21 protein-coding genes are annotated in these 19,839 nt (G+C 63.7%); 2 read left to right on the forward strand and 19 right to left on the reverse strand.

The window, feature by feature from the left end:
* Nucleotides 1-16: 16 nt before the first annotated feature.
* Nucleotides 17-1,435: an FAD-dependent oxidoreductase gene (locus tag CUR33_RS04195; RefSeq protein WP_160085748.1), complete on the forward strand. Its 1,419-nt coding sequence runs from the start codon at nucleotides 17-19 to the stop codon at nucleotides 1,433-1,435.
* Nucleotides 1,436-1,577: 142 nt separating this feature from the next.
* Nucleotides 1,578-2,645: a uroporphyrinogen decarboxylase gene (gene hemE, locus CUR33_RS04200; protein ID WP_090249948.1), complete on the forward strand. Its 1,068-nt coding sequence runs from the start codon at nucleotides 1,578-1,580 to the stop codon at nucleotides 2,643-2,645.
* 54 nt (nucleotides 2,646-2,699) lie between these two features.
* Here the strand turns inward: hemE and CUR33_RS04205 are convergent, their stop codons facing one another.
* The 19 genes from CUR33_RS04205 to CUR33_RS04295 all read right to left on the reverse strand — a co-directional run bounded on the left by CUR33_RS04205 (nucleotide 2,700) and on the right by CUR33_RS04295 (nucleotide 19,839).
* Entirely contained in the window at nucleotides 2,700-3,029 is a 330-nt protein-coding gene (locus CUR33_RS04205; RefSeq protein WP_289238793.1) for a c-type cytochrome, read from the reverse strand.
* Nucleotides 3,019-3,462 carry an excinuclease gene (locus CUR33_RS04210; RefSeq protein ID WP_090249943.1) on the reverse strand — a complete coding sequence of 148 codons (444 nt, stop codon included), beginning with the start codon at nucleotides 3,460-3,462 and terminating at the stop codon, nucleotides 3,019-3,021. Before CUR33_RS04210 ends, CUR33_RS04205 begins: the two co-directional genes overlap by 11 nt.
* A 92-nt stretch (nucleotides 3,463-3,554) precedes the next feature.
* Nucleotides 3,555-4,790, reverse strand: a complete 1,236-nt coding sequence (locus tag CUR33_RS04215; protein WP_090249939.1) for a beta-ketoacyl-ACP synthase — start codon at nucleotides 4,788-4,790, stop codon at nucleotides 3,555-3,557.
* Nucleotides 4,790-5,518 (reverse strand): 3-oxoacyl-ACP reductase FabG, encoded by a 729-nt coding sequence (gene fabG / locus CUR33_RS04220; protein WP_289239501.1) that lies wholly within the window; start codon nucleotides 5,516-5,518, stop codon nucleotides 4,790-4,792. Before fabG ends, CUR33_RS04215 begins: the two co-directional genes overlap by 1 nt.
* 14 nt (nucleotides 5,519-5,532) lie before the next feature.
* Nucleotides 5,533-5,997: a hotdog family protein gene (locus tag CUR33_RS04225; RefSeq protein WP_289238794.1), complete on the reverse strand. Its 465-nt coding sequence runs from the start codon at nucleotides 5,995-5,997 to the stop codon at nucleotides 5,533-5,535.
* The gene (locus CUR33_RS04230) at nucleotides 5,994-7,229 is read right to left on the reverse strand and encodes a beta-ketoacyl-[acyl-carrier-protein] synthase family protein (protein ID WP_289238795.1); all 1,236 of its coding nucleotides are present in this window, start codon (nucleotides 7,227-7,229) and stop codon (nucleotides 5,994-5,996) included. The genes CUR33_RS04225 and CUR33_RS04230 overlap by 4 nt, the downstream gene beginning before the upstream one ends.
* Nucleotides 7,229-7,729: a hypothetical protein gene (locus CUR33_RS04235; protein ID WP_282874825.1), complete on the reverse strand. Its 501-nt coding sequence runs from the start codon at nucleotides 7,727-7,729 to the stop codon at nucleotides 7,229-7,231. The genes CUR33_RS04230 and CUR33_RS04235 overlap by 1 nt, the downstream gene beginning before the upstream one ends.
* Nucleotides 7,726-8,454 (reverse strand): class I SAM-dependent methyltransferase, encoded by a 729-nt coding sequence (locus tag CUR33_RS04240; protein ID WP_282874826.1) that lies wholly within the window; start codon nucleotides 8,452-8,454, stop codon nucleotides 7,726-7,728. Before CUR33_RS04240 ends, CUR33_RS04235 begins: the two co-directional genes overlap by 4 nt.
* A 12-nt stretch (nucleotides 8,455-8,466) precedes the next feature.
* On the reverse strand, nucleotides 8,467-9,711 hold the full coding sequence (locus CUR33_RS04245; protein WP_289238796.1) for an NAD(P)/FAD-dependent oxidoreductase: 1,245 nt from the start codon (nucleotides 9,709-9,711) through the stop codon (nucleotides 8,467-8,469).
* A complete protein-coding gene (locus CUR33_RS04250) occupies nucleotides 9,698-10,849 on the reverse strand; it encodes a sodium:proton antiporter (RefSeq protein ID WP_289238797.1) in 1,152 nt (383 codons plus the stop codon). The genes CUR33_RS04245 and CUR33_RS04250 overlap by 14 nt, the downstream gene beginning before the upstream one ends.
* A complete protein-coding gene (locus CUR33_RS04255; RefSeq protein WP_289238798.1) occupies nucleotides 10,846-13,188 on the reverse strand; it encodes an MMPL family transporter in 2,343 nt (780 codons plus the stop codon). The genes CUR33_RS04250 and CUR33_RS04255 overlap by 4 nt, the downstream gene beginning before the upstream one ends.
* Nucleotides 13,178-13,771, reverse strand: a complete 594-nt coding sequence (locus CUR33_RS04260) for an outer membrane lipoprotein carrier protein LolA (RefSeq protein WP_289238799.1) — start codon at nucleotides 13,769-13,771, stop codon at nucleotides 13,178-13,180. The genes CUR33_RS04255 and CUR33_RS04260 overlap by 11 nt, the downstream gene beginning before the upstream one ends.
* Nucleotides 13,768-14,193, reverse strand: coding sequence for an acyl-CoA thioesterase (locus tag CUR33_RS04265; protein ID WP_289238800.1), 426 nt, complete (start codon nucleotides 14,191-14,193; stop codon nucleotides 13,768-13,770). Before CUR33_RS04265 ends, CUR33_RS04260 begins: the two co-directional genes overlap by 4 nt.
* Nucleotides 14,186-15,727 (reverse strand): HAL/PAL/TAL family ammonia-lyase, encoded by a 1,542-nt coding sequence (locus CUR33_RS04270; RefSeq protein WP_289238801.1) that lies wholly within the window; start codon nucleotides 15,725-15,727, stop codon nucleotides 14,186-14,188. Before CUR33_RS04270 ends, CUR33_RS04265 begins: the two co-directional genes overlap by 8 nt.
* The gene (locus CUR33_RS04275; protein ID WP_289238802.1) at nucleotides 15,708-16,643 is read right to left on the reverse strand and encodes an LpxL/LpxP family acyltransferase; all 936 of its coding nucleotides are present in this window, start codon (nucleotides 16,641-16,643) and stop codon (nucleotides 15,708-15,710) included. The genes CUR33_RS04270 and CUR33_RS04275 overlap by 20 nt, the downstream gene beginning before the upstream one ends.
* Nucleotides 16,640-17,374, reverse strand: a complete 735-nt coding sequence (locus CUR33_RS04280; protein ID WP_289238803.1) for a glycosyltransferase family 2 protein — start codon at nucleotides 17,372-17,374, stop codon at nucleotides 16,640-16,642. The genes CUR33_RS04275 and CUR33_RS04280 overlap by 4 nt, the downstream gene beginning before the upstream one ends.
* Nucleotides 17,367-19,037, reverse strand: a complete 1,671-nt coding sequence (locus tag CUR33_RS04285) for an acyl-CoA synthetase family protein (RefSeq protein ID WP_289238804.1) — start codon at nucleotides 19,035-19,037, stop codon at nucleotides 17,367-17,369. The genes CUR33_RS04280 and CUR33_RS04285 overlap by 8 nt, the downstream gene beginning before the upstream one ends.
* Complete coding sequence (locus tag CUR33_RS04290) at nucleotides 19,034-19,579, reverse strand: COG4648 family protein (RefSeq protein WP_160085730.1); 546 nt, start codon at nucleotides 19,577-19,579, stop codon at nucleotides 19,034-19,036. Before CUR33_RS04290 ends, CUR33_RS04285 begins: the two co-directional genes overlap by 4 nt.
* Complete coding sequence (locus CUR33_RS04295; protein WP_289238805.1) at nucleotides 19,579-19,839, reverse strand: acyl carrier protein; 261 nt, start codon at nucleotides 19,837-19,839, stop codon at nucleotides 19,579-19,581. Before CUR33_RS04295 ends, CUR33_RS04290 begins: the two co-directional genes overlap by 1 nt.

Genomic DNA, 19,839 nt, shown 5'->3' on the forward strand with positions numbered 1-19,839 from the left:
TTGATGAGGTATTGCAATGACTGAACGTCTGAATAACGACTTCCAGTTCATCGAAGTCGGGCGCAAAGACCCGAAGAAGAAACTGTTGCGTCAGCGTAAGAAAGAGTTCGTCGAGATCTACGACAACTTCAAGCCTGCGCAAGCGGCCGATCAGGCACACCGTTGCCTGGGCTGTGGTAACCCCTATTGCGAATGGAAGTGCCCGGTGCACAACTTCATTCCCAACTGGCTCAAACTGGTGTCCGAGGGCAACATCCTCGCCGCCGCCGAACTGTCGCACCAGACCAACACCCTGCCGGAAGTCTGCGGCCGCGTGTGTCCGCAGGACCGTCTGTGCGAGGGTGCGTGTACCCTGAATGACGGCTTCGGCGCGGTGACCATCGGCTCGGTGGAGAAGTACATCACCGATACGGCGTTCGCCATGGGCTGGCGTCCGGACATGTCGCGCGTGGTGCCAACCGGCAAGCGCGTTGCGGTCATCGGTGCTGGCCCGGCTGGCCTGGGCTGCGCCGACGTACTGGTGCGCAACGGTGTGACCCCGGTGGTGTTCGACAAGAACCCGGAAATCGGCGGCCTGCTGACTTTCGGTATCCCCGAGTTCAAGCTGGAGAAGAGCGTGCTGAGCAATCGCCGCGAAGTCTTCACCGGCATGGGCGTCGAGTTCCGCCTGAACACCGAGATTGGCACAGACATCACCATGCAGCAGCTGCTGGATGAGTACGATGCCGTGTTTATGGGCATGGGCACCTACACCTACATGAAAGGTGGCTTCCCTGGCGAAGACCTGCCGGGCGTCACCGATGCGCTGGATTTCCTGATCGCCAACGTCAACCGCAACCTCGGTTTCGAGAAGAACGCGGAAGATTTTATCGACATGAAGGGCAAGCGCATCGTCGTGCTCGGCGGTGGCGACACCGCGATGGACTGCAACCGTACCTCGATTCGCCAGGGCGCCAAGTCGGTTACTTGCGCCTATCGCCGCGACGAAGAGAACATGCCGGGCTCGCGCAAAGAAGTGAAGAACGCCAAGGAAGAAGGGGTGAAATTCCTCTTCAACCGTCAGCCCATCGCCATCGTTGGTGAAGGCAAGGTTGAGGGCGTGAAAGTGGTCGAGACCCGTCTCGGCGAGCCGGATGCCCGTGGCCGTCGCAGCCCTGAGCCGATTCCGGGCTCCGAGGAAATCATCCCGGCGGAAGCCGTGCTGATCGCCTTCGGTTTCCGTCCAAGCCCGGCTGCCTGGTTCAGCGATTTCACGATCGAAACCGACAGCCAAGGCCGTGTGGTAGCGCCGGAGCAGAGCCAGTTCAAGCACCAGACCAGCAACCCGAAGATCTTCGCCGGTGGAGATATGGTTCGCGGTTCTGACCTGGTGGTGACGGCGATCTTCGAAGGCAGGAACGCCGCCGAAGGCATCCTCGACTACCTCGGCGTCTAAGCGTCTGCGTGATTGGCTTGGCCTCACGGGCCGAGGCAAATCGTCGCAATAGATAAAAGGCACGGCACTCGCCGTGCCTTTTGTTTTGCGCTCTGCGAAAATGCCCGCACTTTTTTACCGATTACTTTTCTCGGGAACTGCCATGACCGCCCTGAAGAACGACCGCTTCCTTCGTGCTCTGCTCAAGCAGCCTGTCGACGTCACCCCAGTGTGGATGATGCGCCAGGCCGGTCGTTACCTGCCGGAGTACCGCGCTACCCGCGCCAAGGCCGGTGACTTCGTCAAACTGATGAAGAACCCGGAGCTGGCCTGCGAGGTCACCATCCAGCCGCTGGACCGCTACCCGCAGCTCGATGCGGCGATTCTGTTCTCTGACATCCTGACCATCCCCGACGCCATGGGCCAGGGCCTGTATTTTGAAACCGGCGAAGGCCCGCGTTTCAAGAAAGTCATCAGCAGCATGGCTGATATCGAAGCGCTGCCGATCCCCGATCCAGAGCAGGATCTGGGTTATGTGATGGACGCCGTGCGCACCATTCGCCGTGAGTTGAATGGCCGCGTGCCATTGATCGGTTTTACCGGCAGCCCCTGGACCCTGGCCACCTATATGGTTGAAGGCGGCTCAAGCAAGGACTTCCGCAAGTCCAAGGCCATGCTCTACGACAACCCGCAGGCCATGCACGCGCTGCTCGACAAGTTGGCGCAGTCGGTGACCGCCTACCTCAATGGGCAGATCAAGGCCGGCGCACAGGCCGTGCAGATTTTCGATTCCTGGGGCGGTTCGCTGTCAGCGGCGGCGTATCAGGAGTTCTCCCTGGCCTATATGCAGAAGATCATCGACGGGCTGATCCGCGAGCACGATGGTCGCCGCGTGCCGGTGATTCTGTTCACCAAGGGCGGCGGCCTATGGCTGGAGTCGATGGCGGATAGCGGTGCCGAAGCGCTGGGCCTGGACTGGACCTGCGATATCGGCAGCGCCCGTGCCCGTGTCGGCAACAAGGTGGCGCTGCAGGGCAACATGGACCCGAGCGTGCTGTACGCCAACCCGGCGGCAATCCGCGCTGAAGTCGGGCGTATTCTCGCGGCTTATGGTCATGGCAGTGGTCAGGTGTTCAACCTTGGCCACGGCATCACCCCGGAAGTCGATCCTGAGCATGCGCGTGCCTTCTTCGAAGCGGTGCATGAGTTGTCTGGGCAGTACCATCAGTAAGCCCTGCACAAAACAAAGGCCGCTCATGCGGCCTTTGTTTTATCTGCGTGTTGCTCAGGGCTTACGCAAATCGCGTACGGCCTTTACCAGCGCCAGCTGTTCGGCTTCGCTGAGCGTATCGGCGTAGCCGGGCATGGCGCCGGGACCGTCCTGAATGGCTTCGAGGATGTCGCTGTCGCTGTTGTTGTCCTGCCATTTGGCCTTGCTCAGGTTCTGCGCAAAGTACAACCAGCCGCGCATGGTGTTGGCGCGGCCGTCTTCGGCGTGGCATTTGGCGCAGTGCTGACGGTACAGCTGCTGGCCGTCCACGTCGGCGAGTGCGGGCAGGCTGGCGCTCAACGCCAATACGATGAACAGGCCGAGCCGTAAGGGCTTATTTGACATTGGCCAGGTTTCCTTTGAGGGCGACGCCCGCCATGATCGCGCCAGCGTGGCATTCATACTTCTGGCTGTCCTTGTACTCGACGTTCTTGTAGTTGCTGGCCAGGTCGACCACGGCATTGGCACCGGCCGCTTTGGCCGCGTTCTGGAAGCGGATCAACGCGGACTGCAGGGCCCAGCTGCAGGCGGCTTCATCGCTCTTGTTGAAGGCGTTGGTCTTCTGGCTGGTGGTGACGCCGGATTTAACCACGCTGACCGCGCCAGCTGGTTTGTTGCCAGCCAGGTAGAACTTCACGCTGCCGTCTAGGCGGCCAGCGTTGAGGGCTTCCTGCACGACAGTCTCGAATGGCAAAAAGTGGGTGGTGTCACGAGCTTGGCTGACGGCAGGGAACAGGCTGATGCAGGCTGCTGCGAGAATCCAGGTTTTGGCGTTCATGGGTCGCTCCTTTTATATGAGGTTTTTCTGGGAACTGCTTTGGGTTGCGCAAAAAGAGGTTGCTGCCTTAGCCAGTGTAATCCAGCTGCTTTTTAGCTCCAGCGTTTGAAGATCAGCGACGTATTCACTCCGCCAAAAGCGAAGTTGTTGTTCATCACGTACTGGTGGCTCATCTGGCGGAATTCACCGCGCAGGTAGTCCAGTTCGCCGCAGGCCGGATCGACCGCATCCAGATTCAGGGTCGGCACATAGCTGTCTGAGTTCATCATTTCGATACTGAACCAGGACTCCAGCGCGCCACAGGCGCCCAGGGTGTGGCCGAAGTAGCTCTTCTGCGAGCTGATCGGCATCTGGCTGCCGAACAGTTCCTGGGTCGCCAGGGTTTCCGCGACATCACCCTGGTCGGTGGCAGTGCCGTGGCCGTTGACGTAACCGATGGCGGAGGGTTGTAAACCGGCATCCTGCAGCGCCAGCTCCATTGCTCCGCGCATAGTCGCCTGCACCGGTTTGGTAGCGTGCTGGCCGTCTGAGTTGCAGCCAAAGCCGACGATTTCTGCATGGATGGTCGCACCACGGGCCAAGGCGTGCTCCAGTTCTTCGAGTACCAGAATGCCGGCGCCTTCACCGATCACCAGACCATCGCGGCCGCTGTCGTAGGGACGCGGCGAAGTGTGCGGGGCGTCGTTTTTCAGGCTGGTGGCATAAAGCGCATCGAAGACCATGGCTTCGGTGGGGCAGAGTTCCTCGGCGCCGCCGGCGAGCATCATCGGCAGGCGGCCAAACTTGATCGCTTCATAGGCGTAGCCGATGCCCTGGCTGCCGCTGGTGCACGCGCTGGAGGTGGGGATCAGGCGACCCTTGAGGCCGAAGAAAATGCTGATATTGGCCGCCGTGGTGTGCGGCATCATACGGATGTAGGAGTTGGCATTCAGGCCGTCGGCCACCGAGTTGAGCAGCATATTGCCGAACGCCTTGATCTCGTCGGTGCTGCCGGTGGAGGAGCCGCAGGCCACGCCCATCCGACCGTCTTGAATGCGTTCGTCGCCGAGCAGGCCGGCGTGCTCCAGCGCACGTTCGGCGGCGTATACCACCAGTTTCGAGACGCGGCCCATGCTGCGGGTCTGCTTGCGGTTCCAGTGCTTGGGTTGCACGAAGTCATCCACCGGGCCGCCGAGGCGGGTGTTCAGCTCGCTGAAACGGTCCCACTCGTGCATGTAGCGGATGCCGCTCTTGCCGGCCTTGAAGTTCGCCTCAATCGTCGGCCAGTCGCTGCCCAGCGAGGTCACGCCGGCCATGCCGGTGACTACCACCCGTTTGCATCCGCTCATCAGCACAACCCACCATTCACTGCGAGGACCTGGCGGGTAATGTAGGCCGCCTCCTCGGACATCAGAAAATTCACCGCGCCGGCCACTTCTTCCGGGGTGCCCATACGCTGTGCGGGGACCATCTTAAGGATTTCCTCAACCGGCACATCGGCATCGAGGATTTCGGTATCGATCAGTCCGGGTGCGACGCAGTTGACCGTGATCTTGCGCTTGCCCAGCTCGATGGCCAAGGCCTTGGCCGCGCCGATGATGCCGGCCTTGGAGGCGCTGTAGTTGACCTGGCCGCGGTTGCCAATCAGCCCGGACACCGAGGTGATGCAGACGATGCGCCCGGCCTTGCGCCGCCGCACCATGGGCATGGTCAGCGGGTGCAGCACGTTATAGAAACCGTCCAGGTTGGTGCGCATGACGATGTCCCAGTCGTCCTCGCTCAGCGCCGGGAAAGCGCCGTCGCGGGTCAACCCTGCATTACACACGACCCCATAATACGCGCCGTGCTGCTCGACATCGGCTTCCAGCGCCGCGCGGCAGGCGGCGCGGTCGGAAACATCGAATTGCAGGATGCGCGCCTGCTGACCCAGCGCCTCAATCTGCGCCTGCACCGCTTCGGCTTCCTCGCGGCGGGCGCGGCAATGCAGCACGATGTCATAGCCGCTTTTGGCCAGGCGCAGTGCAATCGCCCGGCCGATGCCACGGCTGGAACCGGTGACCAGAATGGTTTCGCGCAGGGCTGCTGTTTCGCTCATGGCTGAGTTTCCTGAAATTCTTCCTGAAGATAGCTGGCCACCTGGGGTGGCCGGAATACGTTAAGCCGTGCCAAGGCCTCGATGCCGGGACCGCGCAGCTGGCATTCGAACACGCCCATGCCGTTGTCATCCTGCAGCGAGCGGCTCGCATGGATATGCAGCTCGGCTCCGGCCGGGAAGCGTTCGACATTGCATTCGTACTTGCGCGTGCCAAGCAGAAAGCCCAGCTCCACCGGCTCGCCGCGCAGGCGCGCCTGGCAGCCTGCGTAGGCGGCGACGCTTTGCGCCATCAGCTCGATGCCAACCCAGGCCGGCAGGCTGCCGTCCTCCAGGCTGAACAGGCCGCCGTTGCGGATGGTCAGCTGGGTTTCGATGTCCTCATCGCCAAAGCGCAGCACCTGATCGATCAGGATCATGTCCGCGGCGTGGGGAATCAGCTCGGCGATTGGCCATTGGCTCATGGATGTTCTCCTGGCATTTCGCCGTGCTCTTCACCCAAGAGCAGGCTGATATTGTTGCCGCCAAAGGCGAAGGAGTTGCTCATCAGTCGGCGTGGGCGACTGCTGCGCAGTTGCGTGCCGGGCTGGACCAGATTCAGTGCTGGCAAGGCCGGGTCAGCATGGCCGTCCCACAGGTGCGGGGGGAGTAGCTGATCCGGGTTGTATTCGCTCAGGGTCAGCCAGCAGAAAGCCGCTTCCAGTGCCCCGGCCGCGCCAAGGGTATGACCGACCATGGACTTGCTCGATGAACAGGGCACACCATCGGGGAAGATGGCCTGCACCGCCTGGCTTTCCATGGCGTCATTGTGTGTGGTGGCGGTGCCATGCAGGTTCAGGTAATCGACCTGATCAGCGCGGATCCCGGCTGCCGCCAGTGCTTTGCGCATGGCCGCCTGGGCACCAAGGCCATCGGGCTGCGGTGCGGAAATATGGTGAGCATCTGAGCAGGCGCCGCCGCCGAGCAGTGTGATTGGTACAGCACTCTGGGCTGCGCCGCTTAGCGGCTCTCTGGTCATTAAGAACAGCGCCGCCGCTTCGCCGATATTAATGCCATGGCGATTGACGGAAAACGGGTTGCAGCGCTCCGCCGAGACGGCTTCCAGGGCGGTAAAACCATTCAGCGTCAGGCGACACAGGCTGTCCACGCCACCGCAGATCACCGCATCGCACACCCCGAGGTTCAGCAGACGCTGCGCGCTCAGCAGCGCCCGCGCGCCCGAGGTACAGGCGGTGGAAATGCTAAAGCACGGCCCGCTCAGGCCCAGCCAGTCACTGAGAAAATTCGCCGGTTCAGCCAGCTCCTGCTGGGCATAGTGATAATGCGCCGGCAACTCGCCCTCGTTGAGATAGGTGGCGATGCTCTGGCTGGCTTCCTCAATGCCCGAGGTGCTGGTGCCGAGTACCACGGCGACACGCTCGGCACCGAAACGGCTGATGGCGGCGCGCAGTTCTGGCTCGATTTCCAGCGCGGCAGCCAGCAGCAGCTGGTTATTGCGGCTCGGCGGATGGTCCGGCAAATCGGGTAAATCAGGCAGGCTGCCAGGCACGGCGCCGACGGTCAGCACGCGCTCGGCCACCCAACCGGTTTGCGCCTGCATGCCGCTGCTATCGCCGGCAAACAGCGCTGTCGCCACCGCCTGCTTGCCTTGGCCGAGGGCGCAGTTAAGGCCCAGTGCGTTGAGGTAAACCGGCATCAGGGAATCTCTTCGTCGGCGAGGGCATAGACCCGGTAACTCAGCACCTGGCCCTGACTCAGGGTGAAATCCAGCGGCGCGTGGTAGTCGATCAGCCAGTGCGGATTAAGCCGGCGCTGGCCGTCGGCCAGTTGCTGCCAGGTATCCGGCGCATAGCTGGCGGGCAGCTTATCGATCGGGGTGAGGGCGAACAGCAGCGCGGCGAACAGTTCCTGGGCCTCGCTATTGGGCGGCAGCAGGCCATCGGCGCGCCACTGGCCATTCTCCAGCAACTGCCGCGCCAGGGGCACGCCGAGTGGATCGAACAGCGACCAGCGCAATGCCGATTGTTCGGCCTGCACCACCAGCCACCAGGTCTGCTGATCCGCGCCTTGCTGGCGTTCGACACGCAACGCGGCGGGCAGTGGCGCACCAAAGGTCGGTGCGCTTAGCGGCAGCGGCGTGTGAGCGGCGCAGGCGCTGAGTAGCAGGCCGAGGCCGAGCAGGACGAGGCGTCTCATGCCGGAGTTGCCTCCAGCGGCTTGCGCGCCACCACATTGACCAGGGTTTCATTGCGTTGGCCCGCCGGCTTGGGTTTCATCAGCCCCCAGCGCTCCAGCAGGCCGAAGTCCTTGGAGCGACTCCACCATAGATAGGGGTAGGAGATGTTGTCGGCGACAAATTCGAAGCCCTGGTCGCGCAACATAGCCAGATAGCCTTCGGCGCTTTTCTGCACATGCATGGGGTGGCGGAATAGCCAGCGGATCACCCAGGTGTCGATGTAGTACTGAGTCGATTCGGCGAACAGCAAGCGCCCGCCCGGCTTGAGCACGCGCCAGAACTCGGCCAGGGCCTGTTCCTGCTCGACCAGGTGATGGAAGGTCTGGTGACAGAACAGCAGGTCGACGCTGGCATCCGGTAGGTCGATGGCGGCGCAGTCGCTGGCGATCAATTGCACATCCAGGCCCAGGCGCTCCGCCTCGGCACGCGAGCAGTCGAGGCTGTGCGGGTCGGCGTCCAGACCGATTATCCGTGCAGGCGCAAACGCCTCGGCGAGCAGGCCGAAGGACTTGCCCTGGCCGCAGCCGGCATCCAGCAGCACTGGTGCTTCTGGCAGCGGGCCGGCGAACAGTCCGCGCAGGTCGTTGATCGCCACGCGCAGCACATGGTGCTGCCAGACGTGGCTCTGCAAGAACCAGAAGCCAAAGCGGGTTTCCTCGACGTAGGTGGCGGCCGGGTTGTTCATAAACATCCTTATTTATTGGCTGGCGCAGACTTCGGCGAGTACGCGCAGGCGGCGCTTGGGCTCTGCCACATAGGGGTTCTTCGCGTCCCAGGCATAGCCCGCGAGGATCGAGCTGATCATCCGGCGGATTTCCGGCTGGGCCTTCTCGTAATAGATCACGTCTTGGAAGCTGCCGTCATACCAGCCCTCGACATACACGCGGAAGGTGTCGACGCCGCGCTTGAGTGGGATGGCAAAGTCCTGCTCCCAGTCTACCGTCTCGCCACTGAGTTGGCGGTGCAGCAGGCCAGCGGCCATGCTCGCAGAACGCATGGCGATGGTCACTCCGGAGCTGAACACCGGGTCGAGGAACTCCGCCGCATTGCCGAGCAGGGCAAAGCCTGGGCCGTGCAGGGCTTTTACGTTGGCCGAGTAGCCGCCAATGGTGCGCGCCGGGGTGTCCCACACGGCGTTTTTCAGCACCTTGTGCAGGCTGGGGGTCTCTTCGATAAATTGCTTCAAGCAGGCGTCGAGATCTTCCGGGCGACCTTGATAGCGGGTGGCATCGGCCACTACACCGACCGAGCAGCGGCCGTTGCTGAACGGGATGGTCCAGAACCACACGTCGCGCAGGGTCGGGTGGGTGGTGATGAGGATCTTCTCGCGGTCGAAACCGGTGCCCTCGCTGCGGTCTTCGACGTGGGTAAACACTGCCTGGCGTACAGGGAAGCTCGACGGCGTGTCGAGGTCGAGCAGGCGCGGCAGCACGCGGCCGTAGCCGCTGCCATCGAGGACGAAGGCGCACTCGACTTGGTATTCATGGCCATCGGCCAATCGGCGCACGCTCAAGCGTGGGCGGTCGGCGCTGAAATCAACGGCGAAGATTTCTTCTTCATAACGAATTTCCACACCCTGCAGCTCGGCCTGATCCGCCAGTAGCTTGTCGAAATCGGCACGCAGCACCTGATAGGTCGAACCCTGCCCTGGGGTAAAGGTGTCGCGGAAATCGAATTCGGTATAGCGCTCGCCCCAGCCAAAGGCCGCGCCATGCTTGGTCTGAAAGCCGGCCGCGCGCACCGCGTCGAGCATCCCGGCTTCTTCAACAAAGTCCAGGCAGTGCGACAGCAGACTTTCGCCAATCGAGAAACGCGGGAAGCGCTGGCGCTCCAGCACCAGCACGTTATGGCCATTGCGCTTGAGCAGCGCACTGGCAATCGCCCCGGACGGGCCGGCACCTATCACTACGACTTGGCGTTGTTCGACTTCAAGAGACTTCATAGCGGCTTCTGGCCTCATGCGTGGCGGCGTGTGGGTAAGCACCGGCCAGGGCCGGTAACAGGGTCGAGATCAGGCCCATCAGCATCAGGGCGAAATACAGTGCCGGGCTGATTATCTGCTGTTGCAGCAGCAAATTGAGAAAGATGATTTCAGTCAGGCCACGGGTATTCAACAGCAGGCTTTCGCGCCACTGCCCCGCATAGGCGCGCAGTTGTCCGGCGGCCCAGCTTAGGCCCAGCCAGTTACCAGCCAGTTTGCTGATGATCGGCAGCAGCAACAGCGCCGCAAATTGCCAGGCAGAATACCCCAGCCAGGCGTCGTGCCAGTCGATCTGCAACAGGCCAAAGGCCAAAATCAGCGGCACCGCCAGCCAGGTTTGCAGCCAGCGCAGCAGCCCGGCGGGTAGCGGCAGGCGCAAAGGCAAGCGCAGGGCGGTGAGCAGCAACAGGTAGGCGATGCCGAACACCAGGGCATTCAGGTGCAGCTGCTGCATCAACAGCAGCAGGGCGAGAAAGCAGCTGCCATTGAGCAGCGCCGAGCGCAGCGGCAGCAGCTTCAACAGCAGTGGCACGCTGGCGGCCAGCAGCGGCCAGAGCAGGGTGGCCGGATCGCTGCTGCCCTGGGCCAGGCCGAAGATCAGCCAGCACAGCAAATCCATGATGATTGCCGCCTGCAGCAGCTGGCGGATCTTGGCCACCGGGTAGCCGAGATGCTGCAGGTAGAGAAACAGCACCGGAATGGCGGTCAGGGCAAACAACAGGCCCACAGCAATAGTGGCCAGGCCGCTTTGCTCCGGCAGCAGCCAGAAGGCGCAGGCCAGGCCGCAGAAGAACGGCACAAAGAAACTCGGCAAGGCGATCTGCAGGCTACCCGGCTCCAGTTGCAGGTCGACTACATCACTGAGGATATGCCCCAGCAACAGGCAGAAGGCCACGCCATACAAAGGCTCCAGCCACTCCGGGGCGAGCAGCTCGCGGGCGCCGAAGCCCAGCGGCGTGGTCCATAGCATCAGCAGCGGCAGGCCCAGGGTGGCCAGCAGCAACTGGCTGACAATCGGAATCAGGCGCAGGCGTTTGCCCAGCCAGGTCACCAGGGCAAATAGCGCGAGCAATGCCAGCCAGGCCAGGGCGATGCTCATAGCGTCTGCGCCTGGTTAGCTGTGCTTTGCCGGGTGCCGGCCCAGGGTGCCAGCAGAAAGCAGAACAGCAGGCCAAGGCTGATTGCCAGGCCGAAGTTGGCAATCGCCGGGGTCTCGCTGATCAGCAGCAGGCCGAACGACAGCCAGCTGGTCAGCGCCGAGAGCAGGGTGCCGAGCAGGCTGACCGCCGGCCCGCCGATGTTCTCGCGCATCAGAATGGCGTAATCGACGCCGATGGCGGTGATCAGCAGCAGGCCGAACAGGCTGAACAGCGTCAGCGGCTGGCCCAGCCAACCCAGGCAGGCCAGCGCCGCCAGGGCCGCCAGCAGCGGCAGGCAGACCACCCGCAGTGCGCCGCCGAGGCCGAATGGCAGGCACAGCAGCAAGAGGATCGCCACGCTGGAGATGAGTTTTAGTTCGGCGGCGCTAAGTTGGGTGGCGCTAAACAGCGCGTTGAGTTCGCTGATTCGATCCACCAGCTGCACCCCCGGCAGGCCCTCGACCAGCGGCTTGAGTTCGGCGCTGTTGCTAAGCCCCTGCAGGCTGACCAGCCCGGCTACGCCGTCTGCATGAGCGCCCAGCCATAGCGGTCGCCAGGCCTCGCCCAGGGTGCTGGCCAGGGCTTGTTCCAGGCTCGCTTGGTTGTTCTGTTGCAGTTCCAGCAATTCGTTATGCAGTGCGCTAGGCGCAATGCCCAGGTCGAGCAGCGGTTGCCAGTGCTGCGGCAGTTCGCTCAGTGCAGCGCGCAGTTCCTGCAGCTGACTCTCGGGAGCGACCAGTTGGCTGAGGGCGCGGTAGTCACGCAACTGACCGTTCTGCACCGCCTGATCCAGACGCTGGCTCAGCGCCGCTTGGCGTTCCAGCAGCTGCTGCGGGTTAGCGGCGCGCACCAGAAAGAACTGGCTGGTGGGCTGCTGGCCGGTCAGCTCGGCGATGCGCTGGGCCTCGGCCAGCAGTTGCGGCTCCTGGCCCAGCCATTGGCGCAGATCATTTTGTGTATGCAGCTGCCACAGCCCGCCGGCGCAAAACAGCAGCAACAGCACCAGCAGCGGCGCGCTGCCGATCTTGGCTAACAGACGTGCCCGGCCGGCCAGCAGGCGTTGGCTAAAACTCAGCAGCTGCGGCGATGGGCTTAGCCGCAGGCCACGCAGCCAGGCCGGCAGCAGGCATACCGAGCACAGATAAGCGGCAATCAGCCCGGCAGCGGAGAACAGCGCGACCTGGGTTAGCGCCGGAAACGGGGTAAAGGCCAGCGCCAGATAGCCGATCAGGTTGGTGCCCAGGCTCAGGCTCAGTCCCGGCAAGGTGGCGCGCAGGGCGTCCCAGCTGGTCCAGCCGTCTGTGCCCTCGGCGTGGCTCCAGCTTTTACTTAAATAGTGTTGTGGATAGTCCGCAGCAACCCCGACCAGGCTGGCACCCAGTACCAGGGTCAGAGCATTGATCTGGCCGAATACCAGCACGCAGGCGGTGCAGCCGGCGAGCAGTGCCATGCCGATGGGCAGCAGGCTGACCAGCACGCGCACGCGGCGGAAGGCCAGCAGCAACAACAGCAAGGTGCCGAGGGTGGCGCCGCCGCCAATCAGGCTGATCTCGCGGGTGGCCTTGGCTTGCCCGGCTGCCGCATACAACACGCCACCGGCCGCCAACAGTTGACCTCCGGCTGTTTCGATCTGTGCACGGGTAGCGGCGACCTGGACGGCTATCAGCGGCGGCTCCTGCATATCGAAGGCGCTGCCTTTGGCGCTGGCACGCAGCAGGGCCCAGGTCATGCCCGGTTCTTCCAGCAGCAGTGCGCCGCTGCTCAGGTCGGCCTGGATACGGCTGCCGGGGTTCAGTGCCTGCTGTGCGCGTACACCCAGGCCCAGCCAATCCTGCTCGATGGGCAGCAGGCTAAAACCGGCGAAGGTGTCGAACAGCTGGGCGGCGCGTTGTTCGATCAGTTGTTGCGGTTGCTCCAGCAGCAGCTGGCGATCCGCCGTCGGTAGCAGGGCCAGGCGGTTGCTGCGCAGGTAATCGCGCAGCGCCGCGAGGTCGCTGTCGACGCTCCACTGCACCTGAGCGAAACGGCCGCTGCCGCGCCACTGCTCGCCCACCTGCTGCACCAGGGCAATCGCCTGGTCGCGTTGCGGGTGGCCAATCAATAGCAACAGGTCGCGATTGAGCGGCTCCTGCATACGTTGCTCGGCCTGCTGCACCAGGGCGTCGCCACTGCCGGCCGGTAACAGCGCGAGCATATCCGCAGCCACGGGCGGGCCGTTGCGCCATTGCCACGCGGCGAGCGCCAGTAGGGCGGCGAGCAGCAGCAGAAAGCCGCGCGGCAGCCAGCGTTCACTGCGCAAAGTCGCGCCGCTCCTGTTCCGTCAAGGCATCGCCAGCCTGGCTGTCCGGTAAGCGCAGCACGCTGTGGTCGCTCTGGGTTTCATGCAGCTCGATGCGCTGCACCAGCGCGCCGCCGTCGATCTGGATGCGGCTAAAAATCTGCTTGAGCAACACCGAGTTCGGCACCAGGCGCAGTTGCCAGGCCTCGGCCGTGCCGCTCAACTGCAGCTCGAAATCCCGCGCCAGGCCGCTGTGGTCACCTTTGAGTACGGCGAGAAACAACCGGCTCTGTTGCGCGGCGACATCCTGGCCGGGCTGCTGTTGCCAGCCGCTGGGCGTGCGTTTGGCGATGCCCTGGCTGTCGATGCGGTAATCCTGCTTAAGCGGGCTTTGCAGTTGCCAGAGCAGGCCCAGGTCGCGGCTCAACACAAATTGGCCGCGACTGGTCAGTGGCTGCGGCAGGGCGCGCAGGTGCTTCTCCTGAATCAGCGGGCCGCGCACCACAGCAGGCTTAGCCAGCTGGGCGCTGAGCTGGTCGAGGTCGAAGGCCAGCGCACTCTGGCTCAGCAGCCAGAAGCCGAGGCCTGCCAGCAGGCCTTTCACGCCAGCACCTTTGCAACGGCGTCGATCAGCACCTTGGGCGAAGCAAACTGCATCTCGCGGGTGGCGATTTCCACCGCCACCTGCACGCTGCTGCCGCGGGTCATGCGCTCGCCGCTGGCGGCATCGGTGATCAGGTAGTTGATCTTCAGGCGGTTCTCCCACTCCACCAGGTCGGCGCGCACGATGATCTTCTGGCCGAACTGCGCGCCACGGATATAGCGCAGCTGCAGGTCGATCACCGGCCAGGCGTAGCCGGCGGCGCGCATCTGTATGTAGTTGTGGCCGAGCTTGTCGAGCAGGGCGCAACGCGCTTGTTCGAAGTATTTGACGTAGTGGCCATGCCAGACCACTTCCATCATGTCGACGTCGAAGAACGGCACCTGCAGTTCGATTTCCGCCTGCAATACGCCTTTGCTACGCATAGAGCCTCCAATGCTGCGCGCGGATGCGCACCAGGCACAGGCGCAGCTCGGCTTCCAGGGCGCGGTCCTCGATCACCGGGTGGAAGTCCACGGCCAGCTGTTCACGCATGGCGGCGATCGGCGCGGGGATGTCGTTCTTGCCGTCGCGCTGGCGCAGCCACACGCCTTGGTTGGCGGCCAGCAAGGTGGCGGCGGCGACCTGCTCGGTCAGCTCCAGGCTGCGCAGGGCGTCGCGGGCGGCGATGGTGCCCATGCTCACCTTGTCCTGGTTGTGGCATTCGGTGGAGCGGGAGAACACGCTGGCCGGCATGGTGTTTTTCAGGGCTTCGGCGGTCCAGGCGCTGGTGCCGATCTGCACGGCCTTGAAGCCGTGGTTGATCATTGCGCTGACGCTTGGTGCGCCGGACAGGTTGCTCGGCAGGCCATGGTTGTAGCGGGTGTCGACCAGCAGCGCGAGCTGCCGATCAAGCAGGTCGGCGACGTTGCCCACCAGGTTTTTCAGGCTGTCCATAGCGAAGGCGATATGCCCGCCGTAGAAGTGCCCGCCGTGCAGCACACGCTCGGCTTCGGCGTCGATCAGTGGGTTGTCGTTGGCGCTGTTCAGTTCGGTTTCAATGAACTGGCGCAGCAGACCCAGGCTGTCGGCCAGCACACCCAGTACGTGCGGCGCACAGCGCAGCGAGTAGCGATCCTGCAGGCGGTGCAGTGGCGCGGTCGGCGCGTCGATGGCCAGGTCCTGGCGCAGCCAGGCGGCGACCTGCATCTGCCCCGGATGCGGTTTGGCGGCGAACAGGCGCTCGTCGAAGTGTTCCGGATTGCCCTCCAGCGCCACCACGTTAAGCGCGGTGATGCGGGTGGCCAGCTTGAGCAGGTAATCGGCGCGCGAATAAGCCTGGCAGGCCAGGGCGGTCATCACGGCGGTGCCGTTCATCAGCGCCAGCGCTTCTTTTGGGCGCAGGGTCAGCGGCGTCCAGCCGAGTTCGTTATGCACATCGGCGGCGCTACGGCGCTCACCTTTAAACATCACTTCGCGCTCACCGCTGAGGGTGGCGGCGACATAGGACAGCGGCGTGAGGTCGCCGCTGGCGCCCACGGAGCCTTCTTCCGGGATCAGCGGCAGCACATCAAATTCGAGAAACGCCTGCAGGCGTTCGAGCAGCTCCACGCGCACGCCGGAAACGCCCTGACACAGCGACTGCAAACGCGCGGCCAGTACGGCACGGGTGGCAGGCTCATCGAGCAGCTTGCCGAGGCCACAGCCGTGGAAGGTGTAGAGGTGACGCGGCAAAGCTTCGACTTGGTGCAGCGGCACGGCCACTACGCAGGAGTCGCCGTAGCCGGTGGTGACGCCGTAAATCACGCCTTCCTTGTCCAGCAGGCTGTCGAGGAAACGCGCGCCTTTGGCGATTTTTTCGCGGTAGGCAGTATCGCTTTGCAGCTGCGCCGGTGCGCTGCGGCTGGCCAGGGCGACAACCTGTTCGATGCTCAGGGGGCGCTCGCCAAACACGATGGGATCAGGCTGATGTGTCGTCATCTTCATTCCAGAACGGGTAGAAATTGAACCATTGCAGGGGCGCATCCAGACAGCGTTGCGCGAGCTGGTCGGCGTAGCGCTGGGTCCAGTGGCGGATCACGGCGTCCCGTTCGCTGCGCTTCCAGTGCAGGCGCTCGGCGAAGGGCTCAATGATCACCTGGTAACGGTTATCGATTTTCAGGCAGTGAATCAGATTGACTGGGCATTGCAGCAGCCCGGCCAGCAGCCACGGGCCTTGTGGGAACGCGGCGGGCTTGCCGAGGAAGTTCACGTTAACCGTGCGGCTCCCGGTGAGCGGTACGCGGTCACCGGCAATTGCCAGCCATTCGCCGCGCTCCAGACGCTCGGACAATTGCAGCATGATCGCCGCATCCAGCTCGCTGACTTGAATCAGCCGCAAGTGCGTGGCCCCGGCCTCACCGAGCAGGCGGTTGAACTGTTCGGCATGTTTGGTGTGCACCAACACGTTCATCGTCACCTGCTCGCCGAGTTCGGCCAGGGCGCGGCAGACTTCGAGGTTGCCCAGGTGCGCGGCCACCAGCATTTGTCCACGGCCTTCCTGGCGCAGCTGGGTGCAGGCGTTGCTTGGGTCGATCAGGGTCACCTGCTCCAGGCCGAGCTTGCCGTTCCACACGTCGAGCTTGTCCAGCAGAGTGTCGGTGAAACTCATAAAGTGGCGCAGCACCGACAGGCGGCTGGGTTGCAGTTCGCGGCGTCCGCTCCAGGTGGCCAGGTTGCGCTGGTATTGATAAATGCTGCGTCGCGCTTCGGCGCCGAACAGGTAGAAATACAGCACGATCAGGTACAGCAGCGGGCTGATCAGCCGGCGGCCGAGCAGGCGCGCCAGCCAAGCGGTGAATTTCATCAGGATAAAGCTGCCGCGCTCACGTTGCCCGGCCCAGTGTGGCTGGCTCATCCGCGCCACCTGTGCCAGAGGATCTGCGGGGCGCGCAGCAACATGCCGAAGAACAGCTTGGCGTGCATCTTCGAGATCAGCGCGTTGTCGAGCCAAAGGCGAAAGTGCGAGAGGCCGTCCAGCGGGTAGTGCACCTGGGTCGGCAACCACTGCATCGGCTGATTGCGCCAGGCCAGGCGTACCAGTACTTCGGTGTCAAAGTCCATGCGCTTGCCCAGGGTTACCGAATCAATCAGTGCCAAGGTGGCCGGCAGCGGGTACACGCGAAAGCCGCACATGGAGTCGCGGATGCTTAGCGACAGGGTGTTGATCCACACCCAGACGTGGGTCAGGTAGCGTGCGTAGAGGCGGCCTTTTGGCACGCTCTCGTCGTACTGCGGGTAACCGCAGATCAGCGCCGCAGGGGCGGCCTGCGAGGCGTTGATAAAGCGCGGCAGATCACTGAGGTCATGCTGGCCGTCAGCATCCACCTGCAGCGCATGACTGAAACCCAGTCGCGCCGCTTCACGCAGGCCGGCCATTACCGCGCCGCCCTTGCCCTGATTCACCGCCAGCCGCACCAGGTGGGTGTCAGGCTGAACGGCCAGCTGATCCATCACCGCCGCGCAGGCTGGGCTGGAGGCATCGTCCACCAGCACGCAGGGCAGGCCGGCCGCGTGCAGCGCGGCGACCACCACGGGCAGCGCGTGTTCGTGGTTATAGACCGGGATCACCGCACAGGGGTTATGCACGGGCAGCTCCCAGCAGAATCCGTCCGGAGGAACAGGCGACCTCGCCGTTGCGGAAGGCGAAGTACAACTTGCCGCGCGCCGCGTCGAAACGCAGGCTCAGTTGTAAGCGATCTCCCGGGCGTACCAGTTGCTGGAATTTCAGCACTTCCATGCCGCTGAAGCGTGGTGGCAGGTCCTTGATCAACTGACGCGCCAGTTGCTGCGCCCAATCGACTTGCACCACGCCTGGCAGTACTGGCGTTTTCGGGAAGTGACCGCTGAAGTGCGCCAGGTCCAGCGGCACCAACAGCTCCAATTGCCATTCACCGTCCTGCTCCACGGCCGACAGTGGTTCCACCTGGGTTGGCCGTGGCTCGGCCAGCATTGCTTCGACGGTGGCCTGGGCCAGCTTGCCCTGACTGTTATAGGGCAGCTGCGCGAGCAGGCGCCAACGGCGGGGCAGGGCGATGGCTTCGCAATGACCGGCCAGGTGGTGACGCAGGGTTTCGGTGACGGTCTTGCGCCCTTCATTGCGCAGCGCATGCATGCCGGCTGGGCTCAAGGCTACTAGGGCGCCGAGGTAGGCACGGCCTTCCTGCAATACGCCGAGGCGCGCATCGCTGAGCCATGCGTGGCTGCTCAGTGCCTGTTCGAGCATGGGCAGGGAGATACGCTTTTCTTCCAGTTTGATAATCCGATCCAGGCGGCCGCGCAGGGCAAAGCGGCCGTCGGCCTGCAGTTCCACCGCATCGGCGGTCTGTTCGCGATGGCCGACGGGCAGGTAGGGTGAGGTCAGGTGCAGTGCACCTTCGGCATTCTGTCCCAGTTCGATGCCGGCGAATGGCGTCCACAGCTCGCCACCCTTACGCCAGGCGATGCCGCCGGTTTCCGAACTGCCGTAGATTTCCGTGGGCCATTGGCCAAGCAGGTGCTGCAGTTCGGCAGCGGTTTCCGCTGGTAGCGCGCCACCGGAGGAGAACACCTGGCGCACTGCGCTCAGGGCATTCCAGTCGAGGTTGTCGCCCATTCTCTTCAACAGAGCCGGGCTGGCGACCCAGGCAAAATCAGTACCGCTGGCCAGGCTTTCGCGTTGCAAATCCTCGGGGAACGGCTGGGCACGGCGCAGAAACACGCGGCCGGCGCACAGCGGCCAGAGCACGCGAAACAGCAGGCCGTAGATATGCTGGGTGGCGACGCTGCCAAGAATGGTCGCGTTGCCTAGTTGCGCGCCCCACAGTTGCTCCAGGGCGGTCACTTCATTGGCCAGCTGGCGCAGGGATTTGTCGATCAGCTTGGCTTCGCCGCTGGAGCCGGAGGTGCACAGGGTCAGTCGGCATTGGTCGAGATCAAGCGGGGCCGGCGGCAGCGCAGCGCTGTCGGCGTTAAGAAGGCCATCAAGATTGTCCAGCCACAGGTCGCACTGCGTGCTCATACGCTGGCGGGTCTGCGGCTGCGCATCGGCTGGCAACAGCACAGCAATCCCGGCGCGCCAGGCGGCCAGCAGGGCGATGGCCAGTTCACCGGCATCGTCGAGGTACAGCGCCAGGCGTTTTACGCCACGGCCTTGCAGCTCAGCCGCCAATTGCAGGGCATGCTGGCGCAGCTGGGGGTGATCCAGGTCCGCGCTTACTGCGCGACCGGGGTGGGCGTCGAGCAGCAGGTGCTCGAGGGACAGCCAGTTCATTCATGTCTCCTAACACGCTGGCGCACCAGCCACTCACCCGCAAACAGCAGGCCCATCAGGCCGTAGGCAATCAGCCCGGTATACAGCGTCCACCAGCTCAGCGGTGCCCAGATATTCAGCGCCACCACCACCAGACCGTTGGCCAGGAAGAACCCGGCCCAGACCTGGGTAACAGTCCGCGTGTAGCGCACGGCAACCTCCGGCAACTGCGGCTCGGTCAGGCGCGCCAGGCGCTCGATCAGCGGTGGGCCGAACTTCAGGCTAAGGCCGAACAGCGCCAGCAGCAGGCCGTTAAGCAGCACCGGGTACCAGCGCAGCAGCTCTGGCTCACCAGCCAGGCCCAGAAGCAGGCAGAAGCCCAGGGCCACAGCGGTCATCCAGCGGTTGCCCGGCTTGCCCCATTGGCTGAGCGCGCGGGCCAGCCACAGGCCACCAAGCAGCAGGGCGAACAGGCGTGGCGACAGGTGCTCCATGCCGTAGTACACGGCAAAGGGGTAGAGCAGTCCGGCCAGCAGTAGGAGCAGGCCAAATAGACGACTCATTATTCGCTGGCTGGAGCGTTAACCAGCTGCAGCACCGCCTCGACCACGTCACCCACCGTGCGCACTGCCTTGAACTCTTCGGCCGCAAGCTTCTTGCCGGTCTGGCGCTTGATGTGGTCGATCAGGTCCACGGCATCGATGCTATCGATCTCAAGGTCCTGATAGAGGTTGGCTCCCGGCGTAATACGTTCGGCGTCCAACTCGAACAGCTCGACCAGCGCGTCACGCAGGGTGTCGAAAATCTCTTCACGGGTTTGCAT

The organism is Pseudomonas sp. FEMGT703P, from assembly GCF_002786345.1.
In the GTDB taxonomy this organism is placed as follows: Bacteria; Pseudomonadota; Gammaproteobacteria; order Pseudomonadales; family Pseudomonadaceae; genus Aquipseudomonas; species Aquipseudomonas peli.